Source organism: Halanaerocella petrolearia (assembly GCF_054657875.1).
Genome location: NZ_BAAHXW010000002.1, coordinates 1,033,149 through 1,055,359, shown reverse-complemented (window position 1 = coordinate 1,055,359; position 22,211 = coordinate 1,033,149). Strand labels below are relative to the sequence as shown.

At 31.5% G+C, this 22,211-nt stretch carries 19 protein-coding genes; 4 read left to right on the top strand and 15 right to left on the bottom strand.

The genetic code is table 11. The features are described from left to right. Positions 1-5 precede the first annotated feature (5 nt). Positions 6-1,736, bottom strand: coding sequence for an ABC transporter ATP-binding protein (locus ACYQ39_RS12655; RefSeq protein ID WP_459843708.1), 1,731 nt, complete (start codon positions 1,734-1,736; stop codon positions 6-8). A gap of 104 nt (positions 1,737-1,840) precedes the next feature. Here ACYQ39_RS12655 and ACYQ39_RS12650 point away from each other — a divergent pair, with 104 nt between their 5' ends. Further along, positions 1,841-2,572 (top strand): PHP domain-containing protein, encoded by a 732-nt coding sequence (locus ACYQ39_RS12650; protein WP_459843706.1) that lies wholly within the window; start codon positions 1,841-1,843, stop codon positions 2,570-2,572. A 93-nt stretch (positions 2,573-2,665) separates the two neighbouring features. Here ACYQ39_RS12650 and ACYQ39_RS12645 read toward each other — a convergent pair whose 3' ends face one another. The 7 genes from ACYQ39_RS12645 to ACYQ39_RS12615 all read right to left on the bottom strand — a co-directional run bounded on the left by ACYQ39_RS12645 (position 2,666) and on the right by ACYQ39_RS12615 (position 13,590). After that, entirely contained in the window at positions 2,666-4,501 is a 1,836-nt protein-coding gene (locus ACYQ39_RS12645) for a patatin-like phospholipase family protein (protein WP_459843704.1), read from the bottom strand. A 33-nt stretch (positions 4,502-4,534) separates the two neighbouring features. Next, positions 4,535-6,343: an oligoendopeptidase F gene (gene pepF / locus ACYQ39_RS12640; RefSeq protein ID WP_459843701.1), complete on the bottom strand. Its 1,809-nt coding sequence runs from the start codon at positions 6,341-6,343 to the stop codon at positions 4,535-4,537. Positions 6,344-6,505: 162 nt separating this feature from the next. Next, entirely contained in the window at positions 6,506-7,423 is a 918-nt protein-coding gene (metA, locus tag ACYQ39_RS12635) for a homoserine O-acetyltransferase MetA (protein WP_459843699.1), read from the bottom strand. Positions 7,424-7,621: 198 nt separating this feature from the next. Beyond that, entirely contained in the window at positions 7,622-9,343 is a 1,722-nt protein-coding gene (gene pulA / locus ACYQ39_RS12630) for a type I pullulanase (RefSeq protein ID WP_459844361.1), read from the bottom strand. A 34-nt stretch (positions 9,344-9,377) separates the two neighbouring features. Further along, on the bottom strand, positions 9,378-10,547 hold the full coding sequence (locus ACYQ39_RS12625; protein ID WP_459843697.1) for a pullulanase-associated domain-containing protein: 1,170 nt from the start codon (positions 10,545-10,547) through the stop codon (positions 9,378-9,380). A gap of 134 nt (positions 10,548-10,681) precedes the next feature. Then, positions 10,682-12,439 (bottom strand): GGDEF domain-containing protein, encoded by a 1,758-nt coding sequence (locus tag ACYQ39_RS12620; RefSeq protein WP_459843694.1) that lies wholly within the window; start codon positions 12,437-12,439, stop codon positions 10,682-10,684. 176 nt (positions 12,440-12,615) lie between these two features. Continuing rightward, positions 12,616-13,590, bottom strand: coding sequence for a YeiH family protein (locus ACYQ39_RS12615; protein ID WP_459843692.1), 975 nt, complete (start codon positions 13,588-13,590; stop codon positions 12,616-12,618). Positions 13,591-13,762: 172 nt separating this feature from the next. On the opposite strand from ACYQ39_RS12615, the gene ACYQ39_RS12610 reads away from it, so the two are divergent. Then, the gene (locus ACYQ39_RS12610; protein ID WP_459843689.1) at positions 13,763-14,656 is read left to right on the top strand and encodes a LysR family transcriptional regulator; all 894 of its coding nucleotides are present in this window, start codon (positions 13,763-13,765) and stop codon (positions 14,654-14,656) included. A gap of 63 nt (positions 14,657-14,719) precedes the next feature. Here the strand turns inward: ACYQ39_RS12610 and ACYQ39_RS12605 are convergent, their stop codons facing one another. Further along, complete coding sequence (locus ACYQ39_RS12605; RefSeq protein WP_459843686.1) at positions 14,720-15,190, bottom strand: helix-turn-helix transcriptional regulator; 471 nt, start codon at positions 15,188-15,190, stop codon at positions 14,720-14,722. A gap of 67 nt (positions 15,191-15,257) precedes the next feature. Then, positions 15,258-15,674, bottom strand: a complete 417-nt coding sequence (locus ACYQ39_RS12600) for an HTH domain-containing protein (RefSeq protein WP_459843683.1) — start codon at positions 15,672-15,674, stop codon at positions 15,258-15,260. A 226-nt stretch (positions 15,675-15,900) separates the two neighbouring features. Between ACYQ39_RS12600 and ACYQ39_RS12595 the strand changes: the two genes are divergently transcribed. Further along, positions 15,901-16,263: a hypothetical protein gene (locus ACYQ39_RS12595; protein WP_459843681.1), complete on the top strand. Its 363-nt coding sequence runs from the start codon at positions 15,901-15,903 to the stop codon at positions 16,261-16,263. 291 nt (positions 16,264-16,554) lie between these two features. Here ACYQ39_RS12595 and ACYQ39_RS12590 read toward each other — a convergent pair whose 3' ends face one another. The 5 genes from ACYQ39_RS12590 to ACYQ39_RS12570 form a co-directional block, all read right to left on the bottom strand. After that, complete coding sequence (locus ACYQ39_RS12590; RefSeq protein ID WP_459843678.1) at positions 16,555-16,965, bottom strand: hypothetical protein; 411 nt, start codon at positions 16,963-16,965, stop codon at positions 16,555-16,557. Between the two features lie 275 nt (positions 16,966-17,240). Beyond that, the gene (locus tag ACYQ39_RS12585) at positions 17,241-17,636 is read right to left on the bottom strand and encodes a hypothetical protein (protein ID WP_459843676.1); all 396 of its coding nucleotides are present in this window, start codon (positions 17,634-17,636) and stop codon (positions 17,241-17,243) included. Between the two features lie 82 nt (positions 17,637-17,718). After that, positions 17,719-18,867 carry an amidohydrolase gene (locus ACYQ39_RS12580; RefSeq protein WP_459843674.1) on the bottom strand — a complete coding sequence of 383 codons (1,149 nt, stop codon included), beginning with the start codon at positions 18,865-18,867 and terminating at the stop codon, positions 17,719-17,721. Between the two features lie 105 nt (positions 18,868-18,972). Next, positions 18,973-20,892: an OPT family oligopeptide transporter gene (locus ACYQ39_RS12575; protein WP_459843671.1), complete on the bottom strand. Its 1,920-nt coding sequence runs from the start codon at positions 20,890-20,892 to the stop codon at positions 18,973-18,975. Between the two features lie 109 nt (positions 20,893-21,001). Continuing rightward, positions 21,002-21,745: an MBL fold metallo-hydrolase gene (locus ACYQ39_RS12570; RefSeq protein ID WP_459843669.1), complete on the bottom strand. Its 744-nt coding sequence runs from the start codon at positions 21,743-21,745 to the stop codon at positions 21,002-21,004. 227 nt (positions 21,746-21,972) lie between these two features. Here ACYQ39_RS12570 and ACYQ39_RS12565 point away from each other — a divergent pair, with 227 nt between their 5' ends. Then, on the top strand, positions 21,973-22,206 hold the full coding sequence (locus tag ACYQ39_RS12565; protein WP_459843667.1) for a hypothetical protein: 234 nt from the start codon (positions 21,973-21,975) through the stop codon (positions 22,204-22,206). Positions 22,207-22,211 lie beyond the last annotated feature (5 nt).

Sequence of the window (22,211 nt, the reverse complement as noted above, 5' to 3'; positions counted from 1 at the left end):
TATAACTAAGCAGTCAAATCTTCTCTAAATTGTTTTTGATATAGACTACTATAGACTCCATTTGATTTATTAAGCAACTCACTATGGCTACCTCGCTCCATAATACCATCTTCAGTTAAGACAATTATCTTATCAGCATCTCTGACAGTAGATAATCTATGTGCTATGACTAAAGTAGTCCTATCTTGAGCTAATAGATCAATAGATTCTTGAATAATCTGCTCACTCTCATTATCTAGCGAAGAAGTAGCCTCATCTAAAATTAAGATTGGTGGATTCTTTAAGAAAGATCGAGCAATAGATATCCTTTGTTTCTGACCTCCAGATAGACGAATTCCTCTCTCACCAATTCCTGTATCATAACCATCTTCTAAATTCATAATAAATTGATGGGCATTGGCTTTCTTAGCAGCCGCAATAATCTCTTCTTCACTAGCATCTAATTTTCCATAGGCGATATTATCTTTAACTGTCCCATTAAATAAAAAGACATCTTGTTGAACAATACCTATCTTCTCTCGTAACGATTTAACTGTTAAATCGTTAATATTAGATCCATCTACTAAAATCTCGCCTTGATCCAATTCATAGAATCTAGGTAATAACTTACATAAGGTTGATTTACCAGCACCAGACGGGCCAACAAAAGCAACTGTCTCTCCTGCTTCAACATTAATATTAACTTCTGTTAACACTTTATTCTCTTCTCCATAACCAAAAGAGACATTATTATACTCTATCTCTCCTTCTACAGTAGTCAACTTCTGGGCATTATCACTATCTTTAATCTCTGGCTCAATTGCCAATAACTCAACAAATCTCTGAAAGCCAGCCATTCCCTTTTGAAACTGTTCATTAAATTGCATTAACTTCTCAATTGGTTTAATAAAAAGTTTAATATAGAAGATAAAAGCTACTAATTCACCTGTAGTCAATTGATTAAGATAAATAAAATATCCTCCTGCTCCTAAAGTTACTAAGATAATTAGATTACTCAAAAAATTCATAGTAGAGTAGAATTGGCCCATAGTCTTCATTGCTTTCTCCCGTGACTGACGATAGTTATGGTTTTCTTGGGCAAACTTCTCTTGTTCAAAAACTTGATTAGTAAAAGATTTAACTACTCTAACTCCACTTAAGCTATCTTCAATCTGTGAGTTTACCTGTCCTAAATCCTCTTTAATCACCTTAAAGGCTCGATGCATCTTCTGACCTAATTTAATCGAAAAGTAGACCATAATTGGTACCACTAAGAAAGTTACTACAGCTAATTGCCAATTTAAATTTAATAAAATTAGGAATGAACCAACAAGTGTTACTGTAGAAATCAAAAAGTCTTCTGGACCATGATGGGCCAACTCTGAAAGATTATGTAAATCGTTAACAATCCGCGACATTAAATAACCTGTCTTATTGTTATCATAAAACTTAAAAGATAACTTCTGTAAATGATTAAACAGATCTCTCCGCATATCAGTCTCAATTCTAATCCCTACTACATGTCCCCAATAATGGACTATATACTGCAGAATATACCTCAATAAATAGAGCCCTAATAAAATAAAAATTAACTTTGTTACTAAAACAAAGTTCCGATTAGGAAAATGGTAATCAATCATCTCTTTAATAAAGACTGGAAAAACTAAATCTAACCCTGACATCAAAAAAGCACTTATAATATCAACTAAAAACAACTTCCAATGAGCTTTATAATAATGAACAAACTTCTTTAACATTGTAAACCTCCTAATTAATATTAATTTAATTGAACAGTTTTCCATTTGTAGAACAATAACTTTATTGATATAATAAAATTACCATTTACAAAAGGAGAAAAATTATGTTAGAAAAAACTCAGCTACCTAATCTCTTTAATAAATCTAAAAAACAGAATATTAAATACATTGACCTTCATATCCATACAATTGCCTCTGATGGCTTAATTGAAACTCAATTCCTTATAGAATTTTTACAAAATAAAAATCATTTAATCTCTATTACTGATCATAATACAATTGCTAGTGCTCTAGAATTATACTCTATACCAGAAATTAATATCATCCCTGGCATAGAAGTAGGCTGTCAAGATGGTTTCGAATTACTAATCTATTTTAAAGATATTTCAGATTTAAAAAGTTTTTATACAACTAATGTAAAACCCTTTAAAAACAAATATAAGATCACTAGAACTAAACGAGACTACTCTTATTACCTACAAGAAGCTAGAAAATATGACTGTGTTATTTCTCTACCACATCCAGTAGGTATGGCCCAAAAAAATTACTTGAATAATAAAGACTATATTAATCAAGCTATTAAAGAAGTCGACGCTATTGAAACCTACAACCACGCTATTTCCCAAAAGAGAAACCGACTTGCCCAACAGTTAAGAAATAATCAAGATAAATTAGCTACCTTTGGTAGTGATGCTCATATTGAAAAAGAAGTCTTATCCTTTTATAAGTATCAAAATTGTAACTTCTCTAAGTTAGCCAAAGCCAAAAAAGTTCTTTATAACTGTTGTTCTATAATTGCTTTATTTGGTAAACATGTTCATCACCTTTTTAATTAAAATAAAAGAGAGGGGCCGCCTTTCAGTTGGCCCCAGTAACCAATCAGTCATATATTCAACTAGTCTTTTTCTGATATTAAAACCCGTTTTGAACTAAAAATTATAATTTAAATTGATTCCTAGTCTTGTATCTCTATTATCATTATCATAGGCAATATAAAGTCCTAGGTCAATCGGTTTAAGTCCTAATAAATTAAAATTAAAATTAGATCCTAATCCTATAGCGGAAGTTACATTATCTACTTGTTTATAATCAGTAAATAAATATAACTCTATGCTAGTTAACTGTAAAATAGGCATTACTTCTATTGAGTTTAGAAAATTGTATGTATAAATTAAATCAACTGCAGTCTGTAATTTAGGATCATCTCCAGTAGATATTCCTCTATAGATCAACGGAGTAGCTAACAATTCTGTATTATTAAAGACTAACCTAGACTTTATTCTCCAAATACTACTTAAATCATAATTCGCTTCTTGAGAAGCTAGAATCTTAACTGGATTATCATACCCTTCAACTAATAAATTAATATCATTTTGACTAAAAATATTTTGATAGTCAAAATTAAACCTATTATTAATTATAATAACCTGCTTTTGATCTAATCTAGCTTTTTTGAACCCTATAGCATAATTGTCTGTATAATATTTAATTCCTGCTTTCCAGTTACAATTTTTCTTATTTAAATTCCTATTTAAATTAATAATCAAATCAATATTTTTAGTTAATTTTTTCCATCTAATCTTAACGTCTGACTTCTGTCCACCATTCCAGTTTAATAATTTTAACTCTAAATGAGATTTATCAAGTTCGAAACCATACTGAGGACTAAATAAATCATTCTTAAATAAATTTTGTACAAATTGCGAATGATCTTTGCCATAATAATAGAGTAGTCTAAAACTTGTTTCATCAATTACTTGTCGTTCATACTTTATCTCTTGCAAAGTTGGTTTCAAATCTACTTTCTCTTTATCAATATTACTTTCTCTATTTTTAACTCCAATTTGGCTTAAACTTTTCTTTATTTGAGGTATCTTTTCTTTTGTCTGTTGATAACCAATCTGGACTAACTTATCAGCTAACTGAAAGTCCATAAAAGAATATTTACCCACATTATTTTTTATTACTATATTTGAGTAATTATTAATTATTCGTTCGGCATTCTTCTGCTGAATTAAAGAAAGGAATCTCATTGTAGAGTGTAAAGGACTGGCATAGTCATTGTAAGGTAGATTCCCAAAGGAAGTAGTAGCAATAACGAAATCAGCTCCTAAGACCTTAGCTGCCTTGGCTGGACTTATCTCAACTACCCCTGGATCAATTAAAAATCTATCACTTGACTGATAAATAGGAAAGTAAAAAGGAATAGCATATGAGCTCCGGATTACTTTAGAAATACGACCAGTAGTACTTAAGTATTTGTTACCACTACTCAGATCAAAACTCAATAAAGCAGTAGGATAAGGAAATTCTTCTAGATATTTAACAGGAGCAATATCTTCAATAAATTTATCAAATTTGGCTGTTGTCAATAAAGCATTACCAATATCTAAGTTGAGATCAAACATTTTAGAAAAATGAGTCTGAGTTATTATATTCTCTATCTGTTCTATTGGTAACCCACTTCCATACATAGTACCTACAATAGATCCCATACTAGTCCCTATAATCATATCAATAGGCACCTTAGCTTCTTCTAATGCTTTGATTACTCCAACATTTACTAATGCCCTAGCACCACCTCCACCTAAAGCTAAAGCAATAGTCGGGTTCTTTAATTTTTTAAAATGAGCTTGATCTTCTACTAGATAAACTTCACCTTTTTTATTTATTTTAGTTAATTTCGCCTCAGTAAAAGTAGATACCAAGATTAAGATTAAGCCTAAATAGACTATCACTTTAGCATATTGTTTTAAATTATCCATATAATCACCATATAAAAGTTTATTTTACTAAACTTAAATCAAATCTTTCATTTCCCCAACTGAATTAGAAAAAATATCTAATGCTTTATCAATTGGTTCTGGAGAACTCATATCTACTCCAGCTGTCTTTAAAATTTCTAATGGATAATCAGAGCTACCACTCTTTAAGAAATCTAAATAACGATTGACTGCTTGACTATCACCATCTAAGATCTGCTGTGATAAAGCTACTGCAGCAGAGAATCCTGTAGCATACTGATAGACATAAAAATTATAATAGAAGTGAGGAATTCTAGCCCACTCAATATCAATCTCTTTATCTATTATCAACTGGTCACCATAATATTTCTTATTTAATTCATGATATAATTTAGATAATAAATCAGCAGTTAATGCCTGACCTTCTTCTATCCGCTGATGAATCTCTTTTTCAAACTCAGCAAACATGGTCTGACGATAGACAGTACCTCTAAACTGTTCTAAATAATGGTTTAATAGATACTTTTTCTTCATTTCATCATCTGTATTCTCTAATAAGTACTGCATCAATAATGATTCATTAACAGTAGAAGCTACCTCAGCTACAAATATACTATAATCAGAATAGACATATGGCTGCTCTTGATTAGAGTAATAGGAATGTAAAGCATGACCTAACTCATGGGCCAAAGTAAATAAGTCATTTAATTCTCCTGTATAGTTCAATAGTATATAAGGATGAGCATCATAACAAGCAGCAGAATAAGCACCACTTCTCTTCCCCTTATTCTCATAAACATCAATCCAACTACTAGTAAAAGCTTTTTCTATTACTTCTAAATATTCATCACCTAAAGGCTGTAGAGCATCTAATATAATTTCTTTAGCTTCTTCATACTCTATATCCATTTCTATATCGTCAACTAAAGGTACATATAAATCATAAATATGTAATTGATCAAGATCTAGACCCTCTCTTTTTAAGTCAACATAATTATACATTGGGGCTAGATTATCTTCTACTGTCTGAAGTAGATTATCATAGACTTCAGTGGGAATATTATTACTATCTAGAGCAGCTTCGAGAGAACTAGAATAATTTCTAGCTCGCATATGAAAGATATCTTTTTTAATATTAGTACTTAACGTAGTAGCAAGTGTATTTTGCTGTTGTTGATATTTACCAAGATAAGCCTTGAAAAACTCTTTACGAACTTGTCGGTTGTCATCCTTTAGCAACTCTACATATCGTCCATGCGTTACTTCAATCTCTTCTCCAGTTTCATCTTCAATAATAGGGAACTCCATATCAGCATTATTGATCATACCAAATATATTCTCTGGCCCTTGTGATACTTCGCCAGATAAAGCCATAATTCGTTCTTCTTTAGCAGATAAAAAGTGTTCTTTTTGGCGTAACAGATTATCTAAATACTGTTGATATAACCTTAATTCTTTATTATTAGCTAAAAATCTCTCTAATTTATCCTCTGGAATCTGAATGATTTCAGGTCCAATAAAAGATGTCGCACTAGAAACTTGATTACCTAATCCTTGTACTCTAGAAACTAAAGCTTGATATTCAGTATTAGTTGTATCTTGATCACTTTTACGCTGGGCATAGTTATACAATTTAGATAATATGCGACTCAATTCATTACTCAACTCTATAACCTCTAATAAATTCTGAGCTGAATCACCTATTATTCCTTTGTATTCTTTAACTTGAGGTAGTTTATTCTTTACTTCCTCAAACTCAGTTTCCCACTCGTCATCATCTTTATAAATAGCAGTTAAATCCCATTTAAACTTATCACTAATTCCATCTCTAGTCGGTAACTTGTTTCCTTCTAGTTGGCCCATTGTTATCCTCCTTTGTTAAATAATAAGTGGACAGTTTACGGTTTACAGTTTACAGTTTACAATTAAAACCTTATGATCCTTTACTATATAAGTATTTATAACTGTTAATTATTGATAGAAAGCTTGACTTTATATCAATAATATATCCTTACTTATAGTTTATTATTTAATCTCATTAATATTATATGGAGTAACCTGATAAACATAATAATTTAGCCAGTTAGAAAATAGTAAATGAGCATGACTACGCCAAGTCACTACGGGATCCTGTGTTGGATCATCATTCAGAAAATAATTCTTAGGCTTTGCTATATCTAGTCCCTTTTCTAAATCACGTTCATATTCTCTTGCTAAAGTAGTCCGGTCATATTCTGGATGACCAGTAATAAAGATCTGTCTTCCATCTTTAGTAGCTACCATACAGACTCCTGCCTCTTTTGACTCAGACAAAATCTTTAACTTAGGAACTGTTTCAATATCTTTACGCCTAATCTTCGTATAACGCGAGTGAGGACAGAAGTATTGATCATCAAAGCCTTGTACTAACTTACATTTTCTATTTTGAACATCATGGGAAAAGATTCCAAAAATCTTTTCTTCTAACTTATACTTAGGAATATCAAAATGATGGTATAAACCAGCTTGAGAAGCCCAACAAAGATGCATAGTAGAAGTTACATTATGCTTTGACCAGTCCATAATCTCCTGTAACTCTGACCAATAATTAACCTCCTCAAAATCAAGTTGTTCTACAGGAGCTCCAGTAATAATCATGCCATCAAACTTCTCATTTTTAACATCATCAAGTGTCTTATAAAAAGTACTTAAATGTTCTTCAGAAGTATTTTTAGAAGTATGCGTTTCAGGATGTAATAAAACTACATCTACTTGTAACGGCGTATTACCTAATAAACGTAAAATCTGTGTTTCAGTAATCTTCTTAAGTGGCATTAGATTTAAAATTAAAATCTTAAGTGCTCGAATGTCTTGACTATAGGCCCGACTCTCCTTCATAACAAATATATTCTCATTCTCTAATGTCCGCACTGCTGGTAGATTGTCAGGAACTTTAATTGGCATCCTACTCACTCCTCTACTACATAATTATTCAAAGATTATTTAGTATTATAACACTTTTTAATTAGAGAATAAAGCCCAAGAGAACTAAAGTATACAACTCTCTTTCTATCTCATATAAATTAAGTAATAAGGAGTGATCAAAAAATGTAAAGACAAACAGATAAAAAAGTATAGGCGAATTATAATTCGCCTATACTCTTAATTATGCAATACAACAGCAGAAAGAGCTGGTACTTTAACCTGCTTCTCTTTAATTTCCACCTTAGTATCAGTTAGCTCTGCAACTCCTGCTTGCTGATCATCTGCAACCACTTGCCAACTACTATTAACTCCCTCTACTCTAATATTCTTCTCCTTTCGATTAGCATTATAAATAACCACAATATCTTCCCACTCGTCTGCAGCAAACTCTAATCTAAAACCAATTAAATAATCAGTTTCAGTAGGAATAAAGCTTAAACTTTCTTGAATCTGCTTCATTGTAGGCAACCGAAATGCTTGATGATTATTACGTAACTCAATTAACCCCTGATAATAAGAGAAGATATCTTTATGCTCTTCTTTTCTTGACCAATCAATTTGATTAGTATAGTCACTAGAGTTATAACTATTATGATCAACTTTAACTTCAAGTTCTGGATTGGGCTTACTACGTAATATCTCTGAACCACCATGCAGAAATGCCACTCCTTGAGCAGTTAAAATGATTGCTGTAGCTAACTTATGCATCTTTTTTCTCTCTTCTAGGCTAGCTTCAGGAGTAGAACCAACTATTTTATCCCATAAAGTATGACCATCATGACAGGTAACATAGCTGACTACTTCTCCTGGATCATCAGCAAAACGATGATATGGTTCTTCATTAATTGGTACATCAGTTTCATAGTCAACCATTCCTGCAATTACTCCAGCTCTAATTAGCTCCTGTGCATCAACTGTCTGTTGAATGAATCCTCCATCTTCTAGTCGAGCCCCAAAGTGACTATGTTTAATAGCATCTCTAATTGTATCATTAAAGAATCCTGGTGCCGATTCAATCTCTAATAGGCTTCTCTTTTCTCCATCTGCTTTGACATACTTCCTAGCAGTAGGTAAAGTACCTAAATTCCATCCTTCACCATAGATAATAGCAGACGGATTAATCTCTTTAACTGCTTCTGTCATTTTATTTACTGTTTTCTCATCATGCAACCCCATTAAATCAAAACGAAAACCATCAACGTGATACTCATCTGTCCAGTAGGTTGTCGAATCTATAATTAATTTCCGCATCATATCTCGCTCAGAAGCAGTATCATTACCACAACCTGATCCATTAGTAAGATTCCCATCTTCATGATACCGATAATAATAATAAGGAACTATATCTTCAAAAATATTAGCTTCAGCAGTATGATTATATACTACATCTAAAATAACACCAATTCCTGCTTCATGTAATGCTTGAATTAACTCTTTGACCTCTTGAATACGTTGCTGAGGTCGATCAGGATCCAATGAATACCAACCTTCTGGAGTAAAGTAATTATGAGGGTCATAACCCCAATTATAATTGTAACTACCATCTATATCATCGCCTACATCTTCATATTCCTTCTTATACTCATTCCCATAATAGAAATTTAAGATAGGCATTAACTGAACATGAGTTATTCCCAACTCTTTCAAATGAGGTATCTTATCTATAAACCCTAAATAAGTTCCTCTTTTTTCTTCTTCAACACCTGAATTAGAAGCAACAGTAAAATCTCTAACTGACATCTCATAAACTACTGCATCTTGAGGTTGATCCAATTCAATATAGTCGTCATTCTCCCATTCCTGTGGATTAGTCTGCTCTAAATCAACAACTGCTCCCTTGCCTATACTATCTTTATTTATATCAAAACCAGCCATTGATTTAGCATAAGGATCAAGAATACGCTTAGTCTGTGTACCATTACTAACTTTATAATTATAGAATTTTTCCTAATAAATCTTCTTCCACAGTTGTCTTCCAGACTCCATTATCCTGTCTTACTAAAGGAATGACTTCAATAGGAGTGTTAGCAAAACTATCAGTAAATAATTCTAAATCTACTTTACTTGCTGAAGGAGCCCATAATTTAAATTCAGTTGTTTCAGAATTATAAAATACACCTAATTCTCCATTATAAGTTAAATTATCTTCAATAATTTCTGGACTCAAAATAGTCTCAGCTTCTAATCTTCCACACTTAACTATATAACTTTTATCATATTCAAGATTCTGCTGAGTAATCAACTGGTATGTTCGATTCTTTGAATCATCTAATTTAGCTAAGGGAACCGTTTCTAAATTATCTTTAATAATAATTGCTTCTTCAACTGGGTGTTTAAAAGATACCTCAATCTTATTTTGGTCTATAATTATTGCTTCTTTTATTTCATTTCGTCCCTGCTCTAGAACTTCTAATCCACTATAGTATTCTGTTGAGTCACCGGCCATCATCCAAATCTCTTGGTTTCGATTGGGATTACAATACTTATGCTCACCTTCTACTTCTTTTGATTCTTCATTATAGATACTAAATTTTAGTTCATCATCACATGGACGACAGGGTATATCCCAATAAACACCACCTATACTTTCACCCATTGGTATCATTCTTCCTTCTTCTTTAGTCCTTTCATCTTCTCTACCTTCACGCCAATATTTAAGTTGCAACCCTTTATATTTACTATCAGGTCGATAATAATTCAATCTTACATAATTGGTTGGAATCGGAGGAATTAGTTCTAAATTAGAATTTTCAAGTGCTTCTTCTAAACTAAAATAGACTGTTGAGTTACCAGAAATAACCCAGATTTCTTCTGTTCCATTCTCTTTTATATATTCACCACTAATATCTGAGATCCTATAGTAATCATTATGGATCACAAACTTAAATGTTTCACCTTTACAATAAGCGATATCCCAATAAGCTCCATAACTATCAATACCAGCAATAGATAACGGTTCTCCCCACTTCACCCGTTTGGCATTATAACCTGGACCCCATAAATAAAGCCCCCAGTTCCAATAATCAGAGTCTATTGACCGTAGATAATGTAACCGTAAATGTTCTTTAGGAATCTCTAAGTCAGCTTTCTCATCACATATCATACTTTGCCCCCTGTCTAATGTAATGATACTATATACTATGATGATTTAGTCAAATATGATATATACATTTTTATTTCAAAATATTTGATATATTACATCTAATTTCGATTTTTTATTTTTTAAAATATAAAATGTTATTTTCTCCTTCTATCAAGCATATAATTACTTCCTGATTTAGCTTTAACATACTTTTTAACTTCAGCTAATATATCGCTAACCTGTAATGGACTAGAAATTTTTCTATCTTTATTACTTACAATAGCTATAGATAGACTAGTCAGCGGCATTTCTATCTCTTCTCCTTGTCTATTCTCACCTATAAAACAACCTCGTTCTCTATCCTTAGAATCAAAAAATTGATTAATACCTGTTTCAAACTTATCAATTGTTTTTTGACTAATCTCTACAACCTTATCTGGAACAGTAACAACTACAAAATCGTCTCCACCTATATGACCAATAAAATCCTGATTAGAACCTATCTCAGATACTACATTAGATAATACTTGAGAAGTAAATTTTATTACTTGGTCTCCTTTTTGATAGCCATAATAATCATTATAAACCTTAAAATTATCTAAATCAGCATATAATACAGCAAACTTATCTTTGGTTTCTATTCTACTTGAAATTTCTTGTTTGATGATTCTATTTCCTGGTAGATTAGTTAATGGATTCAAATGCTTAGCCTGTTCTACCTGTATATTAGTCAACTCTTCTAGTATCTTTTTTATTGAGACAACTCCTATATATTGATTATTTTTAGTTACAATTACAGAATTATATAAGTTATCAGTATCTCTGTCCATAGCTAATTCTACTACTTGAGCAAGAGAAGTATTAGCTTCAACTACTAGTGGTTGATCATCCATAATAGACTGAACAGCCTTATTAATAAAAATAGCATAACCATACTGAGTTCCTAACCTATAATAAAAATCATCTCGCATAATTATTCCTACAGGCTGCGTATCATTTAAAACTACTATACTATTTAGTTCAGACCTATGTTCAAATAGATTATCAACTACTTTATTTTTAGTAGTTGAAGTAATTGTTACAGTAGTATTCTTTTTAGCCAATTCACCAACTATTGTTTCTTCTCCTAAGTATCTACATTGCTTATTCATATCTATTATTTGATTAGTAATTTCCAACTTAGTCTGTATCTCCTCTTGTGGTCTAGCAATTAAATATCCTTGTCCATAATTAACTCCCATCTTAATTAAAGTCTTCAGTTCTTCTTTTCTTTCAATTCCTTCTGCTATCACTTTAGAATTTATCTTATCCGCAAACTCCATAAAGGCCTCTAATAATGACTTTTTAACTGGATCTTGATCAATATCCTGCACTAATGAACGATCTAATTTAATATAATTATAAGAAATTGAAACAATTGATTGCAACCCTGAATAACCTGCCCCTGTATCATCAATAGCAATCTTATAACCCTGTTGTCTATAATTATCTAAAGCTAATCTAAAACCTTGTAAGTCATCTATTGATGTCTTTTCAGTCAATTCAATAACTATTTCTTTTTGCGAAATTGATAGTTCATTTATCATCTCTTTTGTAGTTCCAGATCTAAAATCTTCATCATAAATAACAGCTGGATCTACATTAATAAATATATTATACTTATCATCTATCTTACGACAATTATCTAAAGCTGTTTCTCTACAAGCTTTTTCTAAAGCAAATAATTGATCATAATTTTTAGCTACTCTAAATAAATGGTATGGACTCTCTAATGAACTATCTTTAGGACCTCGACTTAAGGCTTCATAACCTAATATACTTCCATTTTTCAAATTAACAATTGGTTGAAAGACTGTTCTAATCTCTCTATCTTCTATTACATTAATAAGTTGTTCTACCAAATTTGGTCCCATTATTATTTAGCCCCCCCTTGATTTATTAACTTCTTCTTCTAATATCTTGTTTTATCATTATCTCAGACTAATGTTACAAGAGTTTTAACTAAAAATTAATTTTATGTTAATAACTACTACTAAAAATAAATCAGCTAGTTAGAAACTTTTAACTAGCTGATTTAAATAAAAGATTATTAAATTACAAAATAGATTAAAAATGTAATCAATATTAACTGACTTACAAAAGTTAAGCCTCCTACTAATAAGGCTTTAGGACCTTGATTAGCTAAACTAGCTAATTTAATCTCTAATCCTATTCCTGCCATAGCAATAGTCAATAAAATTTTACTTAAAGTCTTTAAGTAACTACTAATTGTAACTGGTAGTAGCTGAAAACTACCTAGCAGACTAAAAATAAAGAATCCAATAATAAAAGAAGGAATAGTTACCTTAGTCTCTTCTTTATTATCTTGCTTAGTAAACAGACTTAATAATAAAATTGTTGGCCCCAGCATTAAAATTCGTCCCATTTTAACTACTGTAGCTAAGTTGCCAATCTTATCATTAATAGAAAAACCAGCAGCTACAACCTGCCCTACTGACTGTAGTGTACCTCCAATCATTAAACCACTATTGGCTGATGTAAAATTTAATAAATAAGTTAATAAAGGTAATAAAAAAATTCCTAGTGTTCCTAGTAGGTTGACTACACCAATAGAGAGGCCAACTTCTTCTTCATTTTTAGATACTAAAGGAGCTGTAGCACCAATAGCTGAAGAACCACAAACTGCATTCCCTACTCCTAACAATAGACTAAAACTAGAAGATAATCCAAAAACTTGACCCCAAAAATAACCTAAAGTTATTGTAGCCACTACCATACCTATAATTATTAAAATAGCTGATAATCCTAATTGACCTAAGACAGCCAACTCTAATTTTAGCCCCATAAGTATAATAGCTAATGAAAGTACTTTCTTTTTAGCAAAATAAACACCAGGAAGATAAGTAGAATTAATTTTTATGGTATTACCAATTATTAATCCTAATATAATAGCTAATGTTACTCCTCCTAAATTAGGAACCCAATTAGCTATATATCTAGCAGATAATTCAATTATTATTGTTACTAATAAACCAGGTATTATTATAGTAAGGTCTTTTTTCATGCTATCACTCCTATCTTAAAAATAATATAGTCCTAATGCTCTTTAAATTCAAAGTCTAGCTCTTTATAATTAATATATTTTTAAACTGTTTCCATTTTAATACCTAGCTTGATATTAGTAAAATAATATAATATTATATATTATATAAGCAATTACTTATAGGAGGGCCAACATGAACTTAAGACAACTAAGAATCTTCAAGCAAGTTGCTAAAACAGGTAGTATGTCTAAAACAGCTGACCAAATATATATTACTCAACCAGCTATTAGCCAAACTATTTCTAATCTAGAAAATAAACTAGGAGTCAAATTATTTGAACGACTTAACCATAAATTAGTTTTAACACATGCTGGAAAAATTTTATTGAAATATAGTAAAAAGATATTGATATTAGTAGATGAAGCTCACAATAATATAGAAGACATTGCAAATATGAAACAAGGAAAATTAAAAATTGGAGCAAGCATGACTATTGGCACTTACTTATTACCTGATATAATAAACTCCTTTAATAATAAATATGAAGGAATTACTATCAATCTTATTATTGATAATACTAGCGTAATTGAAGATAAAATTTTAAATAACGATATTGATATTGGACTAGTAGAAGGGCCAACTACAACTGCAGATATAAATATAGACTCTTTTTTTGCTGATAAATTAATTCTTATCTCTTCGCCTGAACATAAATGGGCTACAAAAGGAATAATTACAGCTGATGAGATTGGAGAAGAGTCTTTTATTATGCGCGAAAAAGGAAGTGGCACTAGAGAAGTTATTGAAAAGACATTAGATCAACATAACCTATCTTATCAGACAAAACATATTCTTAATAATATAGAAGCAATTAAAAAAGCTGTTTCAGCCAATATGGGAATCTCTGTACTACCTAAAATAGCAATTAAAAAGGAACTAGAAACTGAAGAACTAACTCAAATTAAGATCGAAAAAATCGACTTTATTAGAAAGTTTAAGCTTATTTATCATCAAGATAAATTTAAATCAGATCTCTTTAGAAGATTTATCAGTTATCTAAAAGAAAAGGCAACAACTCAACATTAGAAATAAATTACTCAATATTATAATCAGGATACAACCCTAGTATTGTATCCTTTATAAGATCTATTAATAAATCTCAAGTATATTTTGAGCCATTTCTTTCATTTCCTCTCTTAGCTCTATTGGCTCTAGCACTTCTAGAGTTGGCCCTTGACTTAGCAGCCACATCTTTATCCCTCTACCATAGACTTCAGCTTGAACAGTATAAGCATCATCTTCTTTTGCAGTAACTTGAGCAGTTGGTAGTCGGTCTAATACTGCTTCTAAAGACCTACCCCAAAATCTAAACTTTATCTTTGTTAAGTTACCTGGTTGCATAAACTGAACTCGTTTTCTAAACTCGCCCTCTTGAAACCGATCTATATACTTAACCGAGAAGTTTTGATCAGTAATCTTATAATCAACAATTCTATCTAAACGATAAACTATCTTAAAATCATCTTCTGAATTACAGAAACTAGCTACTAAATAAAAATAATATTCTGAAAACATAATCCCTAATGGTTTGACTATTCGTCTAACTGGCTCTTTTGTCATAATCTAACTTAATTACTCTCTTCTCTCTTACTGCTTGACTCAAATCCCAAATCAGATTAAATAAAGGTTACTGATGCTTAAGTGGTTGATAATGAAATCGTTCATTACAGATTACTTGTTCAATATGCTTTTGATCCTTAAAATTTGACTGCAGAATCAGCTTGTCTAATAATTGATTCATCTCTTGGTCGGAAAAAGCTCTACTCTCTAATAATACCTTTACTAAACTTAAAGTTTCTCGATTAGTCAACCATTTCTTTTGATCACGCTGTAAAATATAACCCTTCTTGTCTCTATTATAGATTATTTGGGTCCCATCTTCGTAAAGTTGAGATAAATAATTACGCAAAGTATCTATATCACGCTTAATAGTTCTGGAACTAACAGAAAACTTTTCTGCTTCTGATTTACGGTTAATTACTCTACCTTGATTTAATCGTTCAAAGATAGATAAAACTCTAATTGACTTTGACTGTTTTTTCATAATTTAACTCCTAGTAGATATTTTAATTAACAATTTATGCGTATAAAATTAAATACCTTTAAAAAGTATTAATATAATTATAAAGGAGGCAGTGGACATTTATTGTCATAAAAAATATATGATAGCAGTTTTGACTTCATATCCATAAATATGTATAATGACCCATAGAAATATACAAAATAATATTTTTGCCAAATGCTTGATAAGTATACAAGGAGGATATAGTATGAACATATATAATATTAACTATAATCGTAGCAAAAATAGAATTCATATTAATTTTAAAGATAGTCTAAACTTTAAAGAAACTAAACAATATGTGAAAGAATTAAAGAAGGTAATTGATAAAGCACAACCACATTTCACATTCTGTCTCGATTTCTCTTGTGATCCAGTCCATTCCAAAAAAGTAGATGCTGTATTTAAAGAAGCAAGACAATATGCTATCGAAAATAAAATGAAAGGAACTGCTACAATCTTATCTAAATCAATTCTTTCTAAAATACAAATGAGAAAAACATTAAAAGATCTAAATAACAATATATTTGATAATAGAAAAGAGGCTGCAGAATATCTCGATTCTTTATAAAGTTAACTTCCTACTTAAAAATTTTCTTAACTCATCTGAGACAACTACTCAAGATTCTTTATTCAATCAAAATTAAATTAGTCATAAATTATGATCTATATATTTAGAGATTGTAAATATGAACCTCTTCACATACCTAAATCAGTGATTTAGATAGACCATTAATCTTTCTCTTTAACATAGAAAAACCAACTTTCATACACTGAAAGTTGGTCTAGCTAATATTTATTAATAATAATACATAAAGTTTGAAATTGCTAACACTCATACTAAGTTTCTGACACTATATTTTTAGTCAGCAATATCACTAATATCATCTGCTAATTCATCAATATCTTGGCCCATCTGTTCTGCTATCTCATCATGGTCTCTAGTATAGTCTCCTGTATCAGCCATAATCTCTTCTGCCATCTCTTCATTATAGTCTACAGCATTAATTGTTTTAGCCACTATATCGTCAGCTGGACTATAATCTGCCACACCAAGATCATCAGCAATTTCATCTACTATTCCTTCATCACCAGGAATATAACTCCTTCTATCAATGATATCATTTACCCCAGCCGATATCTCATCATTATTAGACATATATTTCTCCTGCTGAAGAATATCTTTAATCTCTTCTTCACTAATTTCTTCTAACATTACCCTATCCTCTGGTATATATTCATCTCTTACATCATCTATTTCCATATCTATCATCCCTCCTTAAGACTATCTTTTACTTACAAGTAAAAAAAGATGTCTAGACCTTCTTGCTAGCTAAACTATTATTTTTACCTTGTTCAATAATTAGTTAATTGTAATTGATATAATGTGTCATCATAGGTGACACATTATATCAATTAAGCTACATTTTTGTAGTTAACCTCAGAGAGTAACATTTTCCTTTTAGCAGACTAACTATTAAATAAAAAAGTCACTTACTTCCTAGAAATCAAACTTCCAGAAAATAAGTGACTTAACTATTAATTACTCTATTGTCTCTTACTATTATAATCTGTCTCGATGTCATCATCCATCTCATCTGTTATATCTCTGTCAACAGATTCATAACCTTCTACATCAATATCGACATCCATCTCTTCTGCTATATTGATCTCTTTTTTAGCCTTAGTTTCTCTAGTATCATCTTCAGCTATTACATCATCAAGAGGCATATTATAGTCTCCCATATCAACACCAGGTACAACTTCAGCAGCCAATTCATCATTTTCAGGAGTATAATCTCCTTCTTCTGCACCAGGAGCAACATTTTCAGCTACTTCTTCATATTCTGTATAGTCGGCTTCTCTATTAAAGTAACTATCACCAATCTTAGCTCTAAGTTTTTCTTCTCTCTTCTTCTCTTCTGGTGTATTATCTTTACCCATTTAATATCCCCTCCCTAAAATTTAGGGTGTACATAGAGGTAAGAAAGATACTTAGGATTTTTTGTTAATTAAGAGCTCTATTCTATTTTACTTTCTCTCCTTCAATTAAGACCATCTCTACTTCAGAATTAATATCTAGTGGATCGTCACTAAACACCACTAAATCAGCATCTTTACCTTCTTCTATACTTCCTACTCTATCAGCAATACCTAAAATCTCTGCTGGGTTAATAGTAACTGCTTTTAACGCTTCCATTCTATCCATTCCTGACTTAACAGCTAAAGCAACATAGATTAATAGACTATCAATTGGGCTGGCTGGATGATCACTCATGATAGCTACTTTAACACCTTCTTTAGATAAATCACCTGGTGTAGCAAAAGTTCTATCCTTAAGTTCTACCTTTACTCTTCCAGTTAAAGTTGGCCCGATAATAGCAGGATAATCAGTTTCTGCTAGCTCCTGAGCTATCTTATGGCCAGCAGTACAGTGTTCTAAAGTAATATCAATATCAAATTCATCAGCAATTCTTAAAGCAGTTATAATGTCATCTGCTTGATGGGCATGAACTTTAAGTGGCATCTCACCTTTAACTATCTTAGCTAAGTTTTCTAACTTAAGATCACGCTGGAATGGGTTATTATCTTTTTTAGCTCGTTCTTTACAAACTATATAATCTTCAGCCTCCATTAAACTTTGACGTAATAAAGCAGCTACTGCCATCCTTGTACTAGGTGCTTTATCTTGTTCATTATAAACTCGTTTAGGATTTTCTCCTAAAGCTGCCTTTAGTCCTACTTCTTCCTTAACTAACATATCCCTTATAGTTTTACCTGTTGTCTTAACTACACTACATTCGCCTCCTAAAACATTAGCACTACCAGGTGCCACCATAACAGTAGTAATTCCACTCTGATATGCATCTACAAAACCTTCATCTTCTGGATTAATCCCATCAAGTGCTCTTAAGTGTGGCGTAGTTGGATCAGTCATCTCATTATAGTCTTGACCTTCCCAGCCAACTCCTTCTTCACCGATTCCTAGATGAGTATGTGCATCAATCAATCCAGGCATAACAATCTTACCACTTAAATTAATTATCGGACATCCTTCTGGAATAGATATATCTTCTCCTATAGTTGCTATCTTTCCCTCTTTAATTAGAATTGTACCTTCTTCAATAATTTGTTGGTTCATTGTTAAGATCTTGGCATTAACTAACGCTAACATTATTATCCTCCTTTAATAAAATAATATTTTTCTTTTAATCTCTTTATTTATTTTATCATAAAAATAGAAAAGATACGTGACTAATTAGCCACGTATCTCCTAAATCTATTCTTTAATACTATCTCTAACTTCTGCTCTAACAGAATTATTCCAAAGAGTATAAGCTAAAAGAGCAAAAGTAACTAATCCAACTATATTAGCTGAATTTCCTAACCAACCTGCTCCTACTTTAATACTAGTATGCCAGCCTTTAAGTGCTAACCCAGCTAATAAGATACCAATTAATGCATCTCCTGCAACCAATCCTGAAGCAAATAAAATACCACTTTCATCCTTGTCTTCCTTAACTTCTTCAGAAACAAATTCTTTCTTTTCTAACGCTAACTTGATTAATCCACCAATTATAATCGGTGTACTTAAATGAATTGGCAAATATAGTCCTACTGCAAATGGTAAAGAGCCAATCCCAAACATCTCAATAACTACAGCAGAAAATACTCCTGTTAAAACTAATGACCAAGGTAAGTTTCCTTTCATAACTCCTTTAACTACCATTGACATTAAATTAGCCTGTGGTGCTGGTAGTTCTTTAGAAGCAATACCATAAGCCTCATGTAACATTAATACTATTCCACCAACAAAAATAGCAGAAATTAGAATACCAATTAGTTCACCAAATTGCTGCTTTTTTGGAGTAGCTCCTACTAAAAAACCTGTCTTTAAGTCCTGAGAAGTATCACCTGCAACTGCAATAGCAATACAGACAATAGCTCCTACACTTAAAGCAGCTATCATACCACTTTTATCAGTCCAGCCTAAATACTTCATAATTAAACTAGTAGCTAATAAAGTAGCAATTGTCATTCCAGAAGCAGGATTAGAAGAACTACCAACAATACCAACTATTCGAGAGGATACTGTTACAAAGAAAAAACCAAAAATAGTAACAAATACTGCTCCTAAAATACCAACTGGTAGTTGCGGTAGAAAAGCTATAGCTAAAATAACAAGAATTGCTCCGATAATCACCCACTTTAATGGTAGGTCTATATTAGTTCGAAGACGTTTAATATCTTTTTTAGTTCCTGTAGTCAATTCACTTACTGCTGCCTTAAAAGATGTAACAATTGTAGGTAAAGCCTTAATCAAACTGATTATACCTCCAACTGCTACTCCACCAGCACCAACATAACGAATATAATTATCCCATACACCCCAGTAACCTAATTCAACAATAGGCTTACTAGCAGGAAATAACGGTTCAGTCAATCCAGCACCTACATTAGTAATTAAAGGCATTAGTACAAACCAACCTAGAGTACCACCGGCCAACATACGAACTGCAATCTTAGGGCCAATAATATAACCTACACCTAATAGAGATGGATAGAGATTAAATCCAATAGCTGATCCTTGATAATTTGGAATTGACCACTCTACTGTTTCCGGCCAGATCTTCATTCCTCCAGACAAAAACTTATATAAGGCTCCAATTCCCAAACCCCAAAATACGTCTTTAGATTTAGCGCCACCTTCTTCTCCTGCAATCAGAACTTCAGCACAAGCTGTACCTTCAGGGTAAGGAAGATTATTATGTTCTTCTACAATCAAATATTTACGTAAAGGAATCATAAATAGAACACCTAACACACCACCTAGCAATGAAATTAAGAACATCTTAATCAAGCTAGGCTCAATTCCCCATAATATTAGAGCAGGAATAGTAAATATCACACCAGCTGCTAAGGAAGTTCCAGCTGAAGTAATAGTTTGTACAGTATTATTTTCTAAAATAGTACCTTTGCCTAGTAAACCACGTAAGACTCCCATTGAAATTACTGCTCCAGGTACTGAAGCACTAACTGTCATTCCTACTTTCAAACCTAAATAAGCATTTGCTGCAGCAAACACAACTGTCATAATAACACCTAATACTACAGAAATCCAAGTAAATTCTGCCATAGATTTTTCTGCAGTTACATAAGGAGTTACTTCTTCTTGCTTCTCACTTCTCATATCTGCCATAAAAAATCCCTCCTGTAAAATATATGCATACTAACATAAGTTATTATATTATAAAAGAAATACATTGTAAAACAATAAATTCTTATCATGAAATAATTTACAATTATAATTAATCTAAATTATAGTTTTCTCCTACTTGACTGACCTTAACTTCAATCTCCAGCTCTGGAATCTCATTTTTAATTTCTTCTAGTTTATAAATAGAACCTAAATGAGTTAATAACAATTCTTTAGTCTCTGCCTTTGCTCCAAAATCTACTGCTTCTTTAACTGTCATATGGCCAACTTTTCTTTCTTCTCTATCCTTGTCTAATAAACTAGCCTCTGCTACTAATATATCTGTACCAGATAAGAAAGAGATTAAATTTTGATCCCAAGCTGTATCTGCAGTATAACCTATTACTTTCTCTCCATCACTAATCCTTATTCCATAACATTCTTTGGAGTGATTAGACTGCTGAAAAGTAAACTCAACTTCTCCTAACTGTAATCTAGTATCAGCAGTAATCTGTTGTAGATGAAATTCTTTGCCTACTTTACTTCTAATAAAATCTAACTCTGAACATGCTGTAAAAGGTAGATAAACTGCTAATGCTTCCTGTCTAGTTTTTCTTTTTTGAGCAAGCATTAAAGCATAATGTAAAGGGATTAATTCTAAAAAATGATCAGCATGTAGATGAGAAATAATAACTGCATCTAATTGATGATACTCTATTAATTGATTTAAATTAGATAGTGTACCCGGGCCAACTTCCAATAGAATATTCTGTTCTTCAGTCTGCAATAAATAACCAACTCCTCCTGCTTGAGCAGTAGGGTAAGGAGAACGATTGCCTAATACAGTTAGTTTCATTTTATCACCTCACTATTATATTCTTTCCTAAGACCACAGAAACAATTAGTAGTCAAGTAACATAATATAATATAACCAATCAAAATTTACTTGCTAAATAAATTTATTCTCTGCTAATGTGATGATATAAAGTGTAGCTTTAAGTAACAGGTAACAAGTGATGAGTAACCAGTAAATCATTAACTTTTTGTTACTGGTCACTGATACTAAAGAAAGGAGGAAGAGAAATGATAAGCCTAGAACTGCTTGATTTATTACTCTTATTATTAACTATCTGGGGCCTTACTACTTGGGCTATAGCTTTAGCAACTATTATGAAGGTAGTTACAACAGAGGTGATCTTTAATAATAATGTAATTAATAGTAATCTTCTCTGTTGTAGCTTATTTATCGGTGAAGGTTTAATAACTCTCTTCTTGGCTTGGGGAGCAATAATCTATATCCTATTTAATATGCTATAGAGTAA